The following is a 17,345-nucleotide window of genomic DNA, read 5'->3' on the forward strand; positions in this document are numbered from 1 at the left end:
GAGGTGATGGCGAACGCGTGGGCGGTGGATTACGGGTGTGGGAGGGAGGGTGCCACGTCCTGCAACTGGTCGACACTGCCGGACATGAGGGTCCGTACGTGCTCGCTGATGTGCTCCGGGGGCCAGTCCCACCAGGCCAGCGCGAGCAGCCGGGCGATGTCCCTGTCGCTGTAGCGGGTGCGCAGGAGACGGGCCGGGTTGCCGCCGACGATGCCGTAGTCGGGGACGTCCTTGGTGACCACGGAGCTGCTGGCAATGATCACGCCGTGTCCGATGCGTACGCCGGGCATGACGGTCGTGCTGTGGCCGAACCAGACATCATTGCCGACGACGGTGTCCCCGCGGTTGGGCAGGCCAGTCAGCAGGTCGAAGTGGTCGGCCCAGGAGCCGCCCAGAGTGGGGAAGGGAAAGGTCGAGGGGCCGTCCATGCGGTGGTTGGCGCCGTTCATGATGAACCGCACCCCCGTGCCCAGCGCGCAGAACTTGCCGATGACCAGCCGCTCCGGCCCGTAGTGGTACAGCACGTTGCGGGTCTCGAACGCGGTCGCGTCGTCGGGGTCGTCGTAGTAGGAGTACTCCCCGACGTCGATCAGCGGGGACGTGACCAACGGCTTGAGCAGTACCACCCGCGGCTGGTCAGGCATCGGGTGCAGGACTGTGGGGTCGGCGGGTACGTGCACGGCGGACGTCCTTATCGTGTGCGAGCGGTCGGTACGCGGTGACCTGGAAGTAGCGTTCGCCCAGGGGTCCTGGGCAGCGGCATGGTGATGTCGACGCTCTCGGCGCGCAGCCGCTTCTCCCGGCCAAGGCGGTTGTTGTTGTCAACGGCTGTTCACGGATGCCTCGTTCGAGGTGGTGACCGCATCTGGATCGGTGGAACGATGCGGCGCCGCGGAGCCTTCCGCGGGCCTGGACCTCGCCAGCCACAGGCCGGTGAACAAGGCGCTGGCCAAAGTGACGGTGCCGGCAGCGAGGAAGGCGCTGTTGAGGCCGGTCTCGAAGGAGGCGCCGCCGGATTGCCGGGTGCGGACGATGGCTCCGAGTACCGCCACGCCGAGCACCGCGCCGATCTGCCGGGTGGTGCTGCTGATGCCTGATGCGAGGCCGCCTTCCTGCGGGCTGACTGCTTGGATGGCGGCGCCTGTCAGCGGTGACATGGCCAGGGCGAAGCCGATGCCGGTGAGTCCCAGCCGCCACCACACGTTCCCGTAGCCGGTGTCGGCGTGCACCATGCCGAGCGCCAGCAGTCCCAGGCCGGCCAGGGCCAGGCCGGTGGTAACCACGATTCGGAAGCCGTACCGGGCGGCGAGCCGACCCGCGTACGGGCTGACGATCACCATGGCGAGGGACACCGGCAGGGTCTGCAGGCCGGCGCGCAGGATCGAGCTGCCCTGGACATACACGAAGAACTGGGAGAAGAAGAACGATGAACCCATGAGCGCGAACCCCACCACGACCATGGCGGTGTTGGACACGGTGAACAGGCGCTGCCGGAACAGCGGCAGCGGCAGCATCGGAGCGGAACGACGCGCTTCGACGGCTACGAAGGCGGCGAGGAGGATCGCCGCGGCGGCGAAGCTGCCCAGGATGACCGGTGAGGTCCAGCCGCGGGCACCACCCTCGATCAGCCCGTAGGTCAGTACCCCCACCGCCAGAACGGACAGCACCGTGCCCGGGATGTCAATCGCGGGGGCGCTCGGATTGCAGGACTCGCCGAGGTGACGTACGCCGACCAGCAGCAGGACCACGCCGATGGGCAGATTGACCAGGAAGATGGCGGGCCAGCCGAAGGCTTCTGTCAGCACCCCGCCGGCCACGGGGCCTGCGGCCAGACCGATTCCGCTGAATCCGGCCCACAGCCCGATCGCCTTGATTCGTTCTTGCGGCACGGGATATGCGGCGGCGAGCAGGGCAAGCGAGGCAGGGCTCAGCGCCGCGGCCCCGATGCCCTGCAGCACCCGGCCGGCGACCAGCCAGCCGACCGAGGGGGCGAGGCTGCACAGCAGCGACGCGGCGATGAACACCGCCACGCCGGTCAGGTACACCCGCTTGCGGCCGAACCGGTCGGCGAAGACACCGCCGGACAGCAGCAGCATGGCGACCAGCAGTACGTACGCGTCGACGATCCATTGCAGACCGGTCAGCTGAGTGTCCAGCCGGAGCTGCATATCGGGCAGCGCCGCTCCAACAATCGTGTTGTCGAGCAGGACCATGAACTGGCCCAGGCAGGCCACCATGAGCAGCACGGCCCGGTTTGATCGACCGCCTACGGTCGCATGCGATGCAGCCATGGGGATCCCCCTCGATCGGTAGTTGCACCCGGCCACGGTCGGCACGGGTGGCGATACACCTGAGCGCCCTAAAGCAGTCAGCGACTGCGTTAGGCGACTATAAGAGGGCTCGCCCCGCAAACGCAAGTCACGACTGCGTTAAGGTGGGGGGCATGAACGAGAGTCAGCGAGCCCGGCGGCCCGGTGGGCGCAGCGCCCGCGTCGGCGCGCAGGTACACCAGGCCGTGACCAACCTGATCAGCGAGCGCGGCTACGGCAACTTCACCGTCGGCGACGTCGCAGCCCGTGCAGGCGTAGCCGACAGCAGCATCTACCGCCGGTGGGGCAGCCTGGAAACCCTGCTCAGCGACGTGGCGCTCACCCGCCTCAACACGCAGTCGCCGATGCCCGACACCGGGAGCCTGGCCGGCGACCTGCGCACTTACGCGGCCCAGGTGGCCCGCGAGATCACTGGACCCGACGGTCCGGCGGTGCTGCACCTGGCCGTCGCCCTGTCCAGCAACGGTCAGCAGGGCCTGCAGGCTCGTGACGACCTCCGCGCCGAACGCACCCGGCAACTGCAGTCCATGCTCGATCGCGCCCGCGAACGTGGCGAGCACGCACCCGACGCGCTCGGGGTGCTGGATCACATCCTGGCCCCGATGTATATCCGCGTCTTGTTCGGCATGGGCCCGCTCACCCCGGACTACATCGACGGGCTGGTCGACCGGTTGCTGTGACCTGAACCCGGTCCCCGGGATCAGCCCTCGGACGCAGTGCTACGGCACCGTGAGGTGCTCGCCGACACGCGCCCGGCCCGCTCGGCATCCGCCCCTTGGCCGGCTCGCGCGACCTGGCTGAATCCGTCGGCCGGCGGGCCGTCGCCGCGGATCGGGGTGAATTCGACGTCAGGTGCGGGTCGTAGGCGTCGGGCTCGTCGGCGAGCTCGTGGGAGGAGTATTCGTCGAAGCGGCGGATGTGCTCGGTCAGTGGTCGGTATCGCCGGAGCCGGACGCGCCCTGTCCATGGCCCTGGCCACACGCCGACCGCCTGAGCTAGAAGGCGGTCAACGGGCACGTTCAAACAGTGCCCACAACCGCATCAGCGACTCCTGCTTCCTTGCGGTCGACGGACAGATCGCCGCCAAGCCCTACACTCTGCTCCGCAAGGCGCTGGAGCGCTCCGGCAAAGTCGCCGTCGCCAAATTCGCGTGGCACAACCGCGAGCGCCTCGGCCTGCTGCGGGTACGTGAGGGCGCCATCGTGCTGCACTCGATGCGGTGGCCGGACGAGATCCGCAGCCCCGAATCCCTCACACCCAAGGCCACCGACCTGGACGACGACGAGATCGAACGCGCCGTCCAACTCACCGACACCATGACCATGGACGACATCTCCGGATTCCGGGACCAGTACCGCGACGCCCTGGAGGAACTGATCGCGGCGAAGTCGGAGGGCAAGGAACTCCCGGAGCCGGCCGAGGACGAGGAGCGGTGGTCCGGGAAGGTCGTGGACCTGATGGCCGCCCTGAACGCCTCCGTGGAGGCAGCCAAGGAGAGCCGCGGTGAGCACGCCGAGGGCGCGACCGTGCACAAGATGCAGCCCCGCAAGAACGGCCGCGAAGAAGACCGCAGCCAAGAAGACGGCGACCGCGAAGAGACCCCGGGACTGGCTCCGGTGCCGGACTACACGGCGGCGGACCAAGCCCCGGTGGTGCAGGCCGAGTTGTTCGGCCTCGCTCAGATTCGTCGCGCCGAGCACGATGGCCACCGCCAGCTGGACCACCAGCGTCGCCCGGTCGCGCCAGCCTCGCCCGACACCCACCGGCAGCACAGCGGCGAGGGCGCCGGCCAGCCCCACCTTGTCCGCGCACCGGCGCAGCGTGTCCGACCAAGCCCCTTGCCATCGGCCCGCACACGCAGCCGACGGTCCCACTCTGTACGCTCGCTCACCAGAAAGGTGCCCTGACTCTTGTGCCGGATACGACGTAGACACTCGCATCCTCGCAGGTCAAGGAACCTTTTCTGCTATCAGAACGTCAGATCGATCAATTCCGCTGAATCAGCCGGGTCAAGTTTCGATACGCGCTCCAGAACCTGCTTCTGCTCCATGAGCGCCCCCTCGCCGTACTCACCACTATTCCCCGGCCCAGTATGCGGCCCGCACCTCCCCCTCCGCGAAGTCCCGGCGCGGCAGACGCAGGCCGAGGGACTCCTCCAAGGCGTGGAAGTACAGCTCGAACGTGTTAGTCAGTTCGGGGTGGTCCAGCTCGGCACGGCGCACGGCACGGTTGAGGAAGTCCAGCTCGCCGCCCCGCAGATAGGGGGCACGGCCGCGCTCGTACCAGATCAGCTCCAGCAGGCCCCAGTCGTCGTCGACGCGGCGACCGTCCCTCATGTAGTCGAACGTGTAGATGGCCTTCGCGGAGGTGGCGGTCAGCCACACGCTCTCCTTAATCCCGAGCGCCGCGTATGCCTCCTTGTCAGCGAAGGACCCCGGCGGCGTGTCGTGGTGCAGCAGGAACGTCCACTTGCCTGCTTGCCCGAAACAGCAGCTCTCCCACTGGCGGTCCCAGTAGGCCCGGCCGCTGTCCACGGCCTGCAGGTCCTTCAGGCGCGTGCCGGCAGCGACCTGTGCGGGATCAGCGCCGTACAGCAGGGCCAGCCGCTCGGCGTCAACGGTTTGCCCGGGCGCCGCGCGGAAGAAGGCAAGGGTCGTGTATGGGTCCTGCTCACGCCAGGACCCCGCTATCCAGGCAAGCCTCTCCAGTGGGTCGCGCCCGCACGCCTCGACCGTCCCCGCGTCGTCCAGGCCGCCACTGCGGAACCGTCTGCCCCACACCGGATCGATCCGCTCCAGCGCGGCGGCCACCTCCTCGAGGCTGCCGCAGCGCCGACGCATCGCGGCCTCGGTGATCAGGTAAAGCGCCTGTTCGAGGTCGCGGGTGGCAAAGACCTCCCGGTAGGGACCGTCATGGCCGCGCACTGTGCCGTCCTCATCCAGCAGCAGACACAGGCCGCCGTCCTCCGCCTCCTCAGCGCGCTCGGCCCACCCCTCCAGCTCGTCGTCCGAGAGCGCCACGGGGGGCAGCCCGACCTCGTGGAGCAGGGCGTGTCCGGCCACCGTCCGCTGCCAGGCCTCCGCAAGTGTCCGCTTGGTGATCTCCATGGCGTCAGCATAAGAAGGGTCACTGACAGCCAGCCGACCCTCTCGGCCGGTTCAGCACTCGGCCGCTCAAGACCGGTACGGGGCACGCCCCGTAGCCGCGAGCAGCCGCGCGAACGCCGACGCCTTCGCCCCGACCGCCACCGGCTCCCCGAACACACCAATCTTCCCGGCCGTCGGCGACAGCTCGGCCAACACGTCCGCGAGCGGAGCCACGACCTCCGGAACCGCCTCGTATGCCTGCCCCGTCGTCCGCGCCCGGTCTTACGCGTGCACCGTCAGATCGACCAGCGCCATGGAGCCGACCAGCCGTGCCTGCATGTTCATCGCCTCGCTCGTCCCGCCCTCGGCACCGGGCCTCAGTGATCTGGATCGAAGACCTCACCCGTCCACATGATCACGACTTAATACGCGCCCTAACCTCAATACCGGCAACTTAGCGCTTTGGTGTGCGTTTGACCCGTTTGTGCTTGGTGGCGCCAACGAGGGTGGTGGCCGTGGTGGGTGGGCGGTCTGCAGTCCGGTGGGCGGCACGTTTGAGGGGCCAGCCGGCGACTTTGCGTTTGATGACGCGGGGGTTGGATCGGCGGCGTCTCGGCGGCAGGGGGCGTTCGAGGTTTTCAGCGTGGGTGGCTCTGACCGCGCAAGCGAGTCTGCCCGGGGGAAAATGCCGCCTGGCCGGTGACCTGGCGGCGCACGACACGCAGTGAACGGGTGAAGGAGATCCTGTCGGGGTCCTGGTCGGCCTGTCGTGCGGCTTGGTGCATCAGATGTCGGACGGCGTGGTGGACGAGCAGGAAACCGTAAAGTTCCTGCTCGGCTCCATCAGGATGCTGCGAACGCAGCGCCAGGCGTGGCCCGCCAAGGCAGGTCTTGATTTCGTCGAGGGTGGACTCGAACTCCCATCGCCGGGCGTAGAGGGCGGCCAGTTCCGCGGCTGGGGCCTTGCCCGGGTCGAGGATCGTGGTGAGGAGCCGGTAGACGCCCTCGTGGCCGGCGATGGTGTACTCCACCGCGCGCACCGGCGCCCCGCGACGGGTGTGGTGGATGTCGCTCCGGTCGAAGATCTCCGTGAGGTAGGAGCCGTCCGACAGCTGCTCAACTACCGGCAGTGCGAGGTCTTTGCGGACTCGCCACAGCAGGTCCGCCCCAGTTGCCGCGGCTTTGCACCACAGGTCCATGCCGTAGAAGCCACGGTCGGCCAGCAGCAGCATCCCCGGCCGCAGAGACACCAGGACTGCCCAGGCCAGAGTCTGCTCTCCGGCGCGCAGGGCTCCGGTCGCAGCGTCGAAGTTGGCATGGGTGCCGCATTCCACCAGGCCGACCATGCGCAACTGCGGGCAGCCGATGTTCTGTTCACCCCGACCGGAGCGCGGCGGACGGCCCGAACGCCTCCACGTTCGCCTTCGTGTCAGGCAGGTCGAACGTGGTGCCGTCGATCGCGGTCAGCCGCCAGTCACGGTAGAAGGCACCCTGAGTGTCCGATGTGGCGACCGGACGGCACACCCGCGCGAACAGCTGCCGCAGAGGTGCCACCCCGCAAACCCGCTGTCAGCAGTCGGGCGACCTCTTCATAGCTCTGCCCCGAGAACAGACACAACGCCAACACGAAGTAGACCACCAGCCGGGCCGGCAACAGACGGTTCCTCTGCTGTACCCGGCCCGTCTCCTCCAACACCTCGTCCACAAGCGACCGAGGAAACGCCTGTGTCAACACCCCGACCGCGACCCGGTCCGACAACCGCTCACCAGATGACTTCAACTGACGGCTCTTGGCACACCAACAACGACCAAATTGCCCTTAAGTTGTCGGTATTGAGGTTAGGGAGTGTCTTCCGGATCTCGCCAGCTGGCGTCGGCCGTGCGGACGTCCAGCGGGACGCCGCCGATGCGGTAGCCGCGTTCGTCGAGCAGATGGCCGCTGAGCTTTAGTGGCCAGAGGGCCACGGCCCGGTCGGTGATGTCCAGGCCGGGGGCGCGCTGGGCGAGTCGTACCTCGAAGCGCTGGGCGTCGGCGAGGGACTTCACCCAGGCCACGACGAGGACGTTGTTCCGGCCGGTGAGGCCGGCGCACAGCCGTACCTCGCGGGCGCCGGTGACGGAGCGGGAGACGCTCTCCAGCTCCCCCGCGGTCACTCTCCCCCAGAGGATCACCGTGACCGGCCACTCCGACAGAGGGCGGGCGACCTCGCAACGGGGCTGGAGCATGCCGGCGGCGAAGAGCCGCCCGAGTCGGCGACGAACCGTGTCCGGGCTCGTTCCGCAGGCGTCGGCCAGGGCGCGGTAGGTGGCGCGGCCGTTCATGGACAGGGCCCCGACGAGGGCGTGGTCCAGGTCGGTGAGGGGGAAGAGGGGGGTGTCGGCACGGGGAGCGCCGGTTTCGGCGAGGCGGGCGATCTGGGTGCGGTCGAGGGCGCGCAGCCGCCAGCGGCTGCCTTCGGTGTAGACGGTGCTCGCGAGGTGGGTCCGGGTGGCGACGATGCCCTGCATCGCGCCGATGCCACGGGTCACCCAGTGGGTGAGCGCGGCGAGGTCTGTGGCCATCACCGTGAGCAGGAGGTCGCGGTCTCCGCTGACGTGCTCGACGGCGGTGACGTGGGGCAACTCGGCGAGGGCCCGGGCGACAGCCAGCAGGCTGCCGCTGGCGCAGTCCACCTCGACGACGGCAAGCAGTCCCTGTCCGGTCGCGGCGAGGGCGGGCGACGGGGAGCAGCTGATCCAGGCGGCGCCGGCTTCGGTGAGCCGGTGCCAACGGCGGGCCACGGTGACGGCGTCGAGTCCGAGTACGGCGCCGATCTCGTTCCAGCCGGCGCGTGGGGCGATCTGCAGCGCGTGCACCAGGGCCTGGTCGACGTCATCGAGCGCCCGTACCACCCGGTGCGCGGAATTCCGTACCGGTCCGTGGCCGGAATACTGCGCCATTCGAGGTCCCTTGCGTGTTTCCTGCGATTCGGGTCGGTTGGACGGTCCAGGACTTCAGTCTTGCCGCACCGATGGCCGGAACCGTATCAGGAGGTTGACGCAGCATGTCCGTACTGGAACGCGCCAGGGAACTCCAGCCCGATCTCGTGCGGCTCCGCCGCTCGCTGCACCGCGAGCCGGAGCTCGGCCTCCGGCTGCCGCGCACGCAGGAGAAGGTCCTCACCGCGCTCGACGGTCTCCCCCTCGACATCACGCTGGGCCAGGAGCTGACCTCGGTCACGGCCGTGCTGCGCGGCGGCCGTCCAGGCGGGGCGGTGCTGCTGCGGGGGGACATGGACGCGCTGCCGGTGGACGAGCTGACGGGGGTGGAGTACGCCTCCGAGCTGCCGGGCCGGATGCACGGCTGCGGGCACGATCTGCACACCGCCGGGCTCGTCGGCGCGGCGACGCTGCTCGCGGACCGCCGGGAGAGCCTCCAGGGCGATGTGGTGTTCATGTTCCAGCCGGGCGAGGAGGGGCACAACGGTGCCGGCGCGATGATCGACGAGGGTGTCCTGGGCGCGGCGGGCAAGCCGCTCGACGCGGCCTTCGCCCTGCACGTCTCGGCCAATCGCCTGCCCGGCGGCTGGGTCGCGTCCCGGCCCGGCACGGTCATGACGGCGTCCGACGTCCTGCGGGTGACGGTTCGCGGCGAGGGCGGGCACGGTTCGGCTCCGCACCACGCCAAGGACCCGGTGCCGGCCGTCTGCGAGATGGTGACCGCGCTGCAGAACTGGGTGACGCGCACCTTCGACATCTTCGACCCGGTGGTGGTGACCGTCGGGCGGCTGCACGCCGGTACGCAGCAGAACGTCATCCCGGACACGGCCGAGTTCGAGGCGACCGTACGCAGCTACTCCGAGGCCAACCACGAACGGCTGGCCGATGGGCTGCCGCGTCTGGTGCGCGGGATCGCGGCCGCACACGGCCTGGACGTGGAGGTGGAGTACGAGATGCTCTATCCGGTTACCGTCAACGAGCCGGCCGCGACGGCGTTCGCGCTGGACACGGCACGCGAGCTGTTCGGCGCGGGCGAGGTGTGGGAGGCGCCGCAGCCGGCCAGCGGTTCGGAGGACTTCTCCCTTGTACTGAACAAGGTGCCCGGCGCGATGCTGCTGGTCGGCGCGGCGCCCGAAGGCGCGGACGTGGAGAATGCACCCCAGAACCACTCCCCGCGGGCGCTCTTCGACGACCGGGTGCTCCATCGCCAGGCGGCGCTGCTCAGCCAGCTCGCGGAGCAGCGGCTCGCCGCAGGCGCGTCGGCATGACGGCCCCGCTCAGGACGGAGGAGGCGGCGGCGCCCCGGGTGACCGCAGTAGTCGGCCTGCTCGTCGTCTTCGAGCTGGTCAGCGGCTTCCTCCAGGGCTCGGCCCCAGCGCTGGTACCGGCCGTCCAGGACTGGCAGTCCATCAGCGCGTCCCAGGCGCAGTGGTACATGGCGGTGCAGTTCCTCGCGGCCGCCGTCGCGGTGCCCGCGTTCGGGCGGCTCGGAGATCTGTACGGGCACCGTCGGCTCACCCGGATCGCGCTGGCCTGCGTCACGGCGGGCACCGTCCTGGTGGCCCTCGCACCGAATCTGACGGTGCTGCTGATGGGCCGTGCCCTGATGGGCCCGCTGGCGGCGCTGCTGCCACTGGAGATCGGCCTCGCACGGGACCGGCTCGACCTCGATGGCGGCCGGCGGGCAGTGGGACTTCTCGTCGGTGCGCTCACCCTCGGCTCGCTCCTCGGCCACGGCCTGGTGGGCCCCCTGCTCGCACTCACCGGCGGCGTCCGGGCCACACTCTCGGTCCTCGCCGCGCTCGCGTGTGCCTGCCTGGCCCTGTCGTACTGCGCGATCCCGGAGTCACGGAAGCGTGCGCCAGGCCGGATGGACTGGACCGGGGCGCTGCTGCTCGGCCTCTCGCTGCTGCTGTTCCTCGGCACGACGGCGCGCGGCGCGACCTGGGGCTGGACCTCTCCGCTCACCCTGGGCGGACTCGTGCTCTCCCTGGCCCTGCTCGCCTGGTGGGTCCGGCTCGAACGGGACCGGCCGCACGCCCTGGTCGACGTCCGGGCGGTGGCCCACCGCCAGTCCGCGCCGTACTACGTCTCAGGCTTCCTTTTCGGCGCGGTGATGCTGGGCGGGCAGGCGGTCGGCATCTCGTATCTGGCCGCATCCACGGCCGACGAGGGCTACGGCTTCGGACTCACGACCTGGGAGATCAGCGCGTGGGGCGCAGTGCCGCATGTGCTGGCCTTCGCCGGGGCGAGCCTCGTGGCCCGGGTGGCGGCCCGCACCGGCTACCGTCGTGTACTGCTGCTTTCCTTCGCACTGATGGCGGCAGGGAACGCGGGGCTGATCGCCGCGCACGCCGCTCTGCCACTGTTCGCCCTGGCGTCCGCCGTCTCCGGCTTCGGCATGGGCCTGGCCTTGGGCGGTCTACCCACTGTGATCGTGGAACGCAGCGCCACGGACCGCACGGCGAGTGCGACCGCCGTCTACAACAACCTGAAGACCCTGGGCGGCAGTGTCGCGGGCGCGGGCTCGGCGGTCGTCCTCGGCTCCCTCGTCGTCGAGGGTACGGAGATCCCGGCACTCTCCGCTTATCTGACGATCTGGGGGCTGAGCGCACTGCTGTGCGTGGGCGCTCTGGTCCTCCAGATACTGACCGGTCGTGAGGTGCACGCTCCGGGTGCGACGGGGGACCTCGGCTCCGGCGCGCGTACGACAGGCGGCGCGGCCACGCCGGGGCCCAGTCGGGCGGCTTGAACGCGACGCTCCGCCGTGTGGCGGCACTCCCGCGGCCCGAAGACCACAGACGTTGGTTCACCCCGAGCTGGGGCAGCGGGCGGGGCCCGGCATCAAGGAGCACGCGGATCGCGTGGCACGGCCGCGTGCCTGCTCGCGGACATAGCGAGCAGGACCGGGCGGCAGGTGACACACGGTGATGGTCAGCCTGGCTTCGGCGGCGAGCTGGGCGAGTTCGAGCTTCCAGGCCCGGGTGCGGTAGCCGTTGGACCCGCCTGCGTCGGCGGTGATCAGCCGTCGTGTCGCCTGCGGGTAGGCGGGCCAGCCCTGGCCGTGCCACCAGCGGCGGATCGATTCCACCGCGAACGCAGCAGTGTCGTGATCGGTGCCGACGTTGACCCAGCCGGTGTTCGCCGCCAGATCGTAGATTCCGTACGGGACGGCCTTGCCGAGGTGAGGGTCGGCGAAGTCGTGGACATGCACCGGCACAGGGTCACCCGCGGGCCGCCACTGGCGGCCGTGATTCTTGAAGTCGCCGACGAGTTCCTTCTTCTTGGTGTCCACACTGATCACCGGCTGGCCGGCATCCCCGTGCTCGCGGGCCTGCTCGTTGAGGTAGCGGAACTGGGCATCCCGGTCCGCCCAGACCAGCGCGCACGGCCATGCTGCGAGGCGCGGGTCGAGCCGCGTCAGGTACGAGCCCGGAGTCACTGATCGAGGACTGCGAAGTCTTCATTGGTGAGGCCGCGGGACGACGCGATGCGGTGGAGGAGAACTGGGGTCGGGTGGTGGGTGGACGAGGACCGGGACGGTCTCCTTGAAGGTACCCGTGCCGGTCAGGCGCAGGACGTCGCAGGCCGGCTTGCCCTGGGCGAGGTACTCGCAGAACTCGCTGATGCCCCCGTCGAACTGGAAGGTCTCCTCGGTCTTGCAGGCCCCTTCCAGGGCGCGCCCGTCGCGGACGACGATGGTCAGGCCGGGGACGAGGAAGGCCGTCTGGCGGGCACGCTGGTAGAGCGTGTCCAGCGTGAGCTTGGCGTCCTTGAGGAAGATCTGCCGGTCCGCCCAGTACCGCGTCCGGTTCCCAGTGCCGTTCGCGTTTGCGGCTCCTCGCCTTCCGCTTGCGCAGCCCTCGCCCGGGGTGAAGTCGGTGTCCTCACCGAGTCCGGAGTAGTAGCCGGGCACGCCGCGGCGGAAGCCGATCGCGTAGGTGTGGCCTGCCCTGTCCACTTCGATGTCGAGGCGGGTGGAAAGGGCGTTGACGACGGAGGCGCCGACGCCGTGCAGGCCGCCGGAGGCCGCGTACGACCCACCGCCGAACTTGCCGCCGGCGTGCAGCTTGGTCATGACGACCTCGACCCCGGAGAGGCCGGTCTTGGGCTCGACGTCCACGGGGATGCCGCGGCCGTTGTCCCGAACCTCCACGGAGGAGTCCTCGTGGAGGATCACCTCGATGTGGTCGCAGTACCCGCCCAGGGCCTCGTCGACTGAATTGTCGATGATCTCCCAGAGGCAGTGCATGAGGCCACGGCTGTCGGTGGACCCGACATACATGCCGGGGCGCTTGCGGACGGCCTCCAGTCCTTCGAGGACGAGCAGGTGCCGCGCGGTGTAGTCGGAGCCGCCTCCGGCCGGGGTGCGGGGACGGGCGGAAGGCGGAGTGCTCACGCATTCGCTCCAAGTGCAGAGGATGGGTGGGTGACGCGGCCGGGGCCCGCGGACTCGGGCCCCGTACCGGGAGGGTGCAACTGCCGCCGGCTCAGATGTCGAGGAAGCGGACGTCCTTGGCGTTGCGCTGGATGAAGGAGCGCCGGGCTTCGACGTCCTCACCCATCAGCACCGAGAACAGGTCGTCGGCCTGCGCGGCGTCGTCCAGGGTGACCTGGCCGAGCACGCGATGGTCCACGTCCATGGTGGTGATGCGCAGTTCCTCGGCGTTCATCTCGCCCAAGCCCTTGAAGCGCTGGATGGTGTCGTCGCGCAGGCGCTTGCCGCTGCCGGTTCCGCGCGTGACGAGTGCGTCGCGCTCGCGGTCGGAGTAGGCGTACTCGAAGTCGTCCCGGCCCCACTTGATCTTGTACAGCGGGGGGCGCGACAGGTAGACGTGACCGGCCTCGACCAGCGGCCGCATGAAGCGGAACAGGAAGGTCAGCAGCAGGGTGTTGATGTGCTGGCCGTCGACGTCGGCGTCCGCCATCAGGATGATCTTGTAATAGCGGAGCTTCTCAATGTCGAAGTCCTCGTGCACACCGGTACCGAAGGCACTGATCAGCGCCTGGACCTCGGTGTTCTGGAGGATCTTGTCGATGCGCGCCTTCTCGACGTTCAGGATCTTGCCACGGATCGGCAGGATGGCCTGGTACATCGGGTTGCGGCCGGACTTCGCGGAGCCGCCGGCCGAGTCGCCCTCGACGATAAAGATCTCGCACTTCGTCGGGTCGTTCGACTGACAGTCCGACAGCTTGCCCGGCAGCGAAGCCGACTCCAGCAGACCCTTGCGACGCGTCAGGTCACGGGCCTTGCGGGCCGCGACGCGCACCGTGGCCGCTTGGATCGACTTGCGGATGATGTCCGCGGCCTCGTTCGGGTTCCGGTCGAACCAGTCGCTGAGGTGCTCGTGCACGACCTTCTGCACGAAGGTCTTCGCCTCCGTGTTGCCCAGCTTGGTCTTCGTCTGACCCTCGAACTGCGGCTCACCCAGCTTCACCGAGATGATCGCCGTCAAACCCTCACGGATGTCCTCACCCGCGAGGTTGTCGTCCTTCTCGCGCAGGAACTTCTTCTCCCGCGCGTACCGGTTGACCAGACCCGTCATCGCCGCGCGGAAGCCCTCTTCGTGGGTACCGCCCTCGTGCGTGTGGATCGTGTTCGCGAAGGAGTACACACTGTCGGAGAACTGGGTGTTCCACTGCATCGCGACTTCTACCGACAGCAGGCGCGCGGTGTCCTCCGCCTCCAGCGAGATGATCGACGGGTGGACGGGTTCGCCCTTGCGCGCGTTCAGGTACTTCACGAAGTCGACGATGCCGCCCTCGTAGAAGTACTTCACCGTCCGCGCCACCGGCTCGGACACGTCCGCGTCCGGGTCGTCGGCGCCCACCGTGGCCTTCGCGGATTCACGCTCGTCGGTCAGCGTCAGGGTCAGGCCCTTGTTGAGGAAGGCCATCTCCTGGAAGCGGCGCGACAGCGTCTCGAAGGAGTACTCGGTGGTCTCGAAGATGTCGCCGTCGGCCCAGAACGTCAGCGAGGTGCCGGTCTCGGAGGTCTCCTCGTGCTGCTTGAGCGCGGCGGTCGGCACGCCCTTCTCGTACTCCTGGCTCCAACGGTGCCCGCCGTAGCGCACCTCCGCCTCCACCCACGTCGACAAGGCGTTGACCACCGACATGCCCACGCCGTGCAGACCGCCGGAGACGGCGTAGCCGCCGCCGCCGAACTTGCCGCCCGCGTGCAGCACCGTCAGTACGACCTCCAGGGCCGGCTTGCCCTCGGACGGCACGATGTCCACCGGGATGCCACGCCCGTTGTCGACGACCTTGATCCCGCCGTCGGCCAGGATCGTCACGTCGATGCGGTCCGCGTGCCCCGCGAGGGCCTCGTCGACCGAGTTGTCGACGATCTCGTAGACCAGATGGTGCAGACCCCGCTCGCCGGTCGAGCCGATGTACATGCCAGGCCGCTTGCGGACCGCCTCCAGGCCCTCCAGGACCTGGATCTGGCTGCCGGTGTAGGACGTGTCCCCCGCGTTGCCCGTGGTGGGCGCGGGTGCGGCGGCGTCGGCCGAAAGGTCGGAGGGAATGCCGGGATCGGTCACAGGGGCGCTCTCTTTTCTGGCACGACAAACCGCGCTCCCACCCAGTGGGGCGGGAGCGGCATGACGTCGGACGGAGGTCGGTGCAGGGCCCCGCCGACCGGCCGGGCCCTGTTCCGCAAGGTTCACCATAGAACCAAGAACTAGGTTTAGCACACCCGGAACGAGCATTAAAGGCAGAGCCGCAAGTCCCCTACATGCCTCCATAGCGGCCGAGAAGCCTTCCAGGCGATCCCCCATACGCGCGACGCGCGAAAGCCCCTTAGATCGCCACATGGGGATTCTCACGTCTGGTGTCGCGATCCGCTGAAAAAGGGATCCGGGCACGGCCTGGAATTGCTTCGTAGAGCCCCCCGAAGCCGCCTACGGAGACATGAGGCATCCACCTCAAGGTCATCTACCCGCCGTCCCGGGTGGAGGCGCCCACAGCGCATTGCCGCCGATTCCCACGGCACCCTCGCCGCCGAGATCGGCATCACTCGGTCCAAGGTGACCCGCGCGCTCCAGCACCTCGGCTTCGCACGGATGGCCTGGAAGGAAGGCAACGGCGCCTACCGCCTCAGCCCGCTGATCGCCGGATTCCGTACGCCCGCCGAACAGCTCCAGGCGATCGGCGCGATGGATGACGACGACCGCTTCGACCACCCCGACTTCCAAGAGCGCTACGAGCAACAGATCGAGGCGTACGAGGAGGAGAAGCAAGCGAAGGCAGCCGAGCGGCAAAGGAGGCTGGAGCCGCCGATCGACCTTGCAGCTCGCCGGCGAACCTGACCCCTGCCTCACAGAAGCGGCGTTGCACCCACCAGGTGCGGCGCCGCTTCCGCTTCCGTGCTCCGTCTCAGGGTTTCAGGACCCCGTCGGCCACGGCGGCGACCACGCCGTCCACGTCGCAGGTTCGTCCGTTGTCGAATCCGGGGACGAGGGCGAGCCTGACGACGCCGGAGACGTCGATCGTCACGGTCTGGGGGCGGTTGATCTCCACCCTGACGTTCTTACGGAGCTTGCCGTCACCGATGACCGACAGCCGGCCGGACACCGCGACACTGTCGTCGTCCAGGCCCGTGGTGAAGGTCAGCGTCTTGTACTTCTCATTGATGCTGTACTCGAGGCCCGACTGACAGAGGTAGGTGATGACCATGGCGCCGGGATAGGGCTTGCCGCCCATGGTCACGTCCTGGAGAGAAGATCTGGTCAGGGGCTATCCCGAGCGGGGTGAGGTCGGCCAGGAGAACCTCGTTGGCCGTTGGCGGCGCGGTGCCGGAGGGCGACCGCGTCTCGGTGCCATCCGGCGCGTCCGGGGGCGCCGTGGCGGTGGCGGTGGCGGTGGCGGTGGCGGTCACCGTCTCAGTGACGGTCACGGTCCTGGCGGAGGGCGAGTCGACCACGGTCGGCAGTCCGAAGAAGCCGAGCAGGAGACCGATGACAGCGGCGCCCGCCGAGATGAGGGCGGCTATCTCGCCCAGTCGTCTCCGCGTCACCGGGACCGGATCCGGTTGGGGGGTCGGGGCCGGGGACAGGCGTTGGGGGTGCGGGGGGGTAACGGCGGCCTCGTACCGTCGTCGGGCGGTGGCGCTGTACTCACAGAACAGGTCCTTTCCTCGCATGATCGCAGTGCATTAAACGGGCCCGACGGCACGTTTCGCTAGGGTCTCTCGTTTGGATCAGGCTGGGCCAGGGAGCGGGGCCCGGTGTCGTACATCGCAAGGCGGAGGAGGGAGTCACGAAGGAGCCATGCCGACCGACAACAACGCCGCGAGGCGCGGCACCGGACCTCCGCGAGCCCAGCATGATCCAAACGAGAGACCCTAGACCTCGATGTACGCGACGACCACGACAGTGCGCAGCGCGGTGACCCAGTACAGGAGCCGTACGCGCTCGACTTCGTCGGCGTACTGGCGCATGTGGGGGCCGGCGGTATCGCCGGGGATCGGCTCGCCGATGTCGGGGTCGACGGAGATGACGACCAGGGCGCGGTCCAGGGCGTGGATCTCGGCCTCGCTGGTCAGGTTCTCCAGCTGCTTCGCGGCGGAGTCGGAGAACGCGATCCTGGCGCGGCGCGGGCCGTGCGGTGGGGCCATCAGGCGACGGCCGGGCGCTGGGAGGCGAGGCGGGTGAGGTGGGCCTCGCGCAGCTCCTCCCACGGGGTGCACTGCTCGGGGTCGGGCAGGCCGTTGGTGGCGATGTCCTCCAGGACGGCGGCGAACCGGTCCGCGTCGGCGCGGGTCTTGGCCGCGTACGCGCGCACCGCGTCGGCGGCCGCGGGCTCCAGTTGCCGGGCGGTGTCGGCGGGGGCCGGCTGTTCGCTCATCAAGGACTCCAGAGGGCAGAACTGGCGTGTCTCACCACGGTATCGCCGGGCGCACGAGCCTGGGACCACTCCGGGCGAACCTGCCCCGCGACTACGTTCCGTA

12 protein-coding genes and 4 pseudogenes are annotated in these 17,345 nt (G+C 69.2%); 5 read left to right on the forward strand and 11 right to left on the reverse strand.

Translation table 11 applies throughout. The annotated features are described in order from the left end of the window. Positions 1–29: 29 nt before the first annotated feature. On the reverse strand, positions 30–680 hold the full coding sequence (locus tag ACFVYE_RS38640) for a CatB-related O-acetyltransferase (protein WP_389608522.1): 651 nt from the start codon (positions 678–680) through the stop codon (positions 30–32). A gap of 141 nt (positions 681–821) precedes the next feature. Next, the gene (locus tag ACFVYE_RS38645; RefSeq protein ID WP_383973316.1) at positions 822–2,291 is read right to left on the reverse strand and encodes an MFS transporter; all 1,470 of its coding nucleotides are present in this window, start codon (positions 2,289–2,291) and stop codon (positions 822–824) included. A 152-nt stretch (positions 2,292–2,443) separates the two neighbouring features. On the opposite strand from ACFVYE_RS38645, the gene ACFVYE_RS38650 reads away from it, so the two are divergent. Next, entirely contained in the window at positions 2,444–3,010 is a 567-nt protein-coding gene (locus ACFVYE_RS38650) for a TetR/AcrR family transcriptional regulator (protein ID WP_362207092.1), read from the forward strand. A 357-nt stretch (positions 3,011–3,367) separates the two neighbouring features. Beyond that, positions 3,368–3,929 (forward strand): annotated as a pseudogene (locus ACFVYE_RS38655) (Ku protein); the annotation flags it as partial. A gap of 476 nt (positions 3,930–4,405) precedes the next feature. On the opposite strand, the gene ACFVYE_RS38660 reads toward ACFVYE_RS38655, so the two are convergent. The 3 genes and pseudogenes from ACFVYE_RS38660 to ACFVYE_RS38670 form a co-directional block, all read right to left on the reverse strand. Continuing rightward, complete coding sequence (locus tag ACFVYE_RS38660) at positions 4,406–5,437, reverse strand: hypothetical protein (RefSeq protein ID WP_389608523.1); 1,032 nt, start codon at positions 5,435–5,437, stop codon at positions 4,406–4,408. 617 nt (positions 5,438–6,054) lie between these two features. Then, positions 6,055–7,196, reverse strand: a pseudogene (locus ACFVYE_RS38665) (IS4 family transposase). A gap of 59 nt (positions 7,197–7,255) precedes the next feature. Then, complete coding sequence (locus tag ACFVYE_RS38670) at positions 7,256–8,356, reverse strand: Lrp/AsnC family transcriptional regulator (RefSeq protein ID WP_389608524.1); 1,101 nt, start codon at positions 8,354–8,356, stop codon at positions 7,256–7,258. A 104-nt stretch (positions 8,357–8,460) separates the two neighbouring features. Between ACFVYE_RS38670 and ACFVYE_RS38675 the strand changes: the two genes are divergently transcribed. Continuing rightward, positions 8,461–9,663 (forward strand): M20 family metallopeptidase, encoded by a 1,203-nt coding sequence (locus ACFVYE_RS38675; protein WP_389608525.1) that lies wholly within the window; start codon positions 8,461–8,463, stop codon positions 9,661–9,663. Next, complete coding sequence (locus tag ACFVYE_RS38680) at positions 9,660–11,147, forward strand: MFS transporter (protein WP_389608526.1); 1,488 nt, start codon at positions 9,660–9,662, stop codon at positions 11,145–11,147. Before ACFVYE_RS38675 ends, ACFVYE_RS38680 begins: the two co-directional genes overlap by 4 nt. 123 nt (positions 11,148–11,270) lie before the next feature. On the opposite strand, the pseudogene ACFVYE_RS38685 reads toward ACFVYE_RS38680, so the two are convergent. The 3 genes and pseudogenes from ACFVYE_RS38685 to gyrB form a co-directional block, all read right to left on the reverse strand. Next, positions 11,271–11,765 (reverse strand): annotated as a pseudogene (locus ACFVYE_RS38685) (ISAzo13 family transposase); the annotation flags it as partial. Between the two features lie 159 nt (positions 11,766–11,924). Further along, a pseudogene (locus tag ACFVYE_RS38690) lies at positions 11,925–12,794 on the reverse strand (ATP-binding protein); the annotation flags it as partial. Between the two features lie 91 nt (positions 12,795–12,885). Further along, the gene (gene gyrB / locus ACFVYE_RS38695) at positions 12,886–14,937 is read right to left on the reverse strand and encodes a DNA topoisomerase (ATP-hydrolyzing) subunit B (RefSeq protein WP_389608527.1); all 2,052 of its coding nucleotides are present in this window, start codon (positions 14,935–14,937) and stop codon (positions 12,886–12,888) included. A 486-nt stretch (positions 14,938–15,423) separates the two neighbouring features. Between gyrB and ACFVYE_RS38700 the strand changes: the two genes are divergently transcribed. Beyond that, entirely contained in the window at positions 15,424–15,705 is a 282-nt protein-coding gene (locus ACFVYE_RS38700) for a hypothetical protein (protein WP_383979715.1), read from the forward strand. 67 nt (positions 15,706–15,772) lie between these two features. Here the strand turns inward: ACFVYE_RS38700 and ACFVYE_RS38705 are convergent, their stop codons facing one another. The 3 genes from ACFVYE_RS38705 to ACFVYE_RS38715 all read right to left on the reverse strand — a co-directional run bounded on the left by ACFVYE_RS38705 (position 15,773) and on the right by ACFVYE_RS38715 (position 17,242). Continuing rightward, entirely contained in the window at positions 15,773–16,099 is a 327-nt protein-coding gene (locus tag ACFVYE_RS38705) for an NPCBM/NEW2 domain-containing protein (protein WP_383979713.1), read from the reverse strand. A 640-nt stretch (positions 16,100–16,739) separates the two neighbouring features. Beyond that, positions 16,740–17,012, reverse strand: a complete 273-nt coding sequence (locus tag ACFVYE_RS38710) for a hypothetical protein (RefSeq protein WP_389608528.1) — start codon at positions 17,010–17,012, stop codon at positions 16,740–16,742. Then, complete coding sequence (locus tag ACFVYE_RS38715) at positions 17,012–17,242, reverse strand: hypothetical protein (RefSeq protein ID WP_389608529.1); 231 nt, start codon at positions 17,240–17,242, stop codon at positions 17,012–17,014. The genes ACFVYE_RS38710 and ACFVYE_RS38715 overlap by 1 nt, the downstream gene beginning before the upstream one ends. Positions 17,243–17,345 lie beyond the last annotated feature (103 nt).

The sequence above is a fragment of the Streptomyces sp. NPDC058239 genome, from assembly GCF_042882185.1.
In the GTDB taxonomy this organism is placed as follows: Bacteria; Actinomycetota; Actinomycetes; order Streptomycetales; family Streptomycetaceae; genus Streptomyces.

Bases quoted from the DNA above. Each gene is read 5' to 3' on its own strand.
- ACFVYE_RS38645 (WP_383973316.1), bottom strand. From the start codon at position 2,291: ATGGCTGCATCGCATGCGACCGTAGGCGGTCGATCAAACCGGGCCGTG.
- ACFVYE_RS38650 (WP_362207092.1), top strand. From the start codon at position 2,444: ATGAACGAGAGTCAGCGAGCCCGGCGGCCCGGTGGGCGCAGCGCCCGC.
- ACFVYE_RS38660 (WP_389608523.1), bottom strand. From the start codon at position 5,437: ATGGAGATCACCAAGCGGACACTTGCGGAGGCCTGGCAGCGGACGGTG.
- ACFVYE_RS38670 (WP_389608524.1), bottom strand. From the start codon at position 8,356: ATGGCGCAGTATTCCGGCCACGGACCGGTACGGAATTCCGCGCACCGG.
- ACFVYE_RS38675 (WP_389608525.1), top strand. From the start codon at position 8,461: ATGTCCGTACTGGAACGCGCCAGGGAACTCCAGCCCGATCTCGTGCGG.
- ACFVYE_RS38680 (WP_389608526.1), top strand. From the start codon at position 9,660: ATGACGGCCCCGCTCAGGACGGAGGAGGCGGCGGCGCCCCGGGTGACC.
- ACFVYE_RS38705 (WP_383979713.1), bottom strand. From the start codon at position 16,099: ATGGGCGGCAAGCCCTATCCCGGCGCCATGGTCATCACCTACCTCTGT.
- ACFVYE_RS38710 (WP_389608528.1), bottom strand. From the start codon at position 17,012: ATGGCCCCACCGCACGGCCCGCGCCGCGCCAGGATCGCGTTCTCCGAC.
- ACFVYE_RS38715 (WP_389608529.1), bottom strand. From the start codon at position 17,242: ATGAGCGAACAGCCGGCCCCCGCCGACACCGCCCGGCAACTGGAGCCC.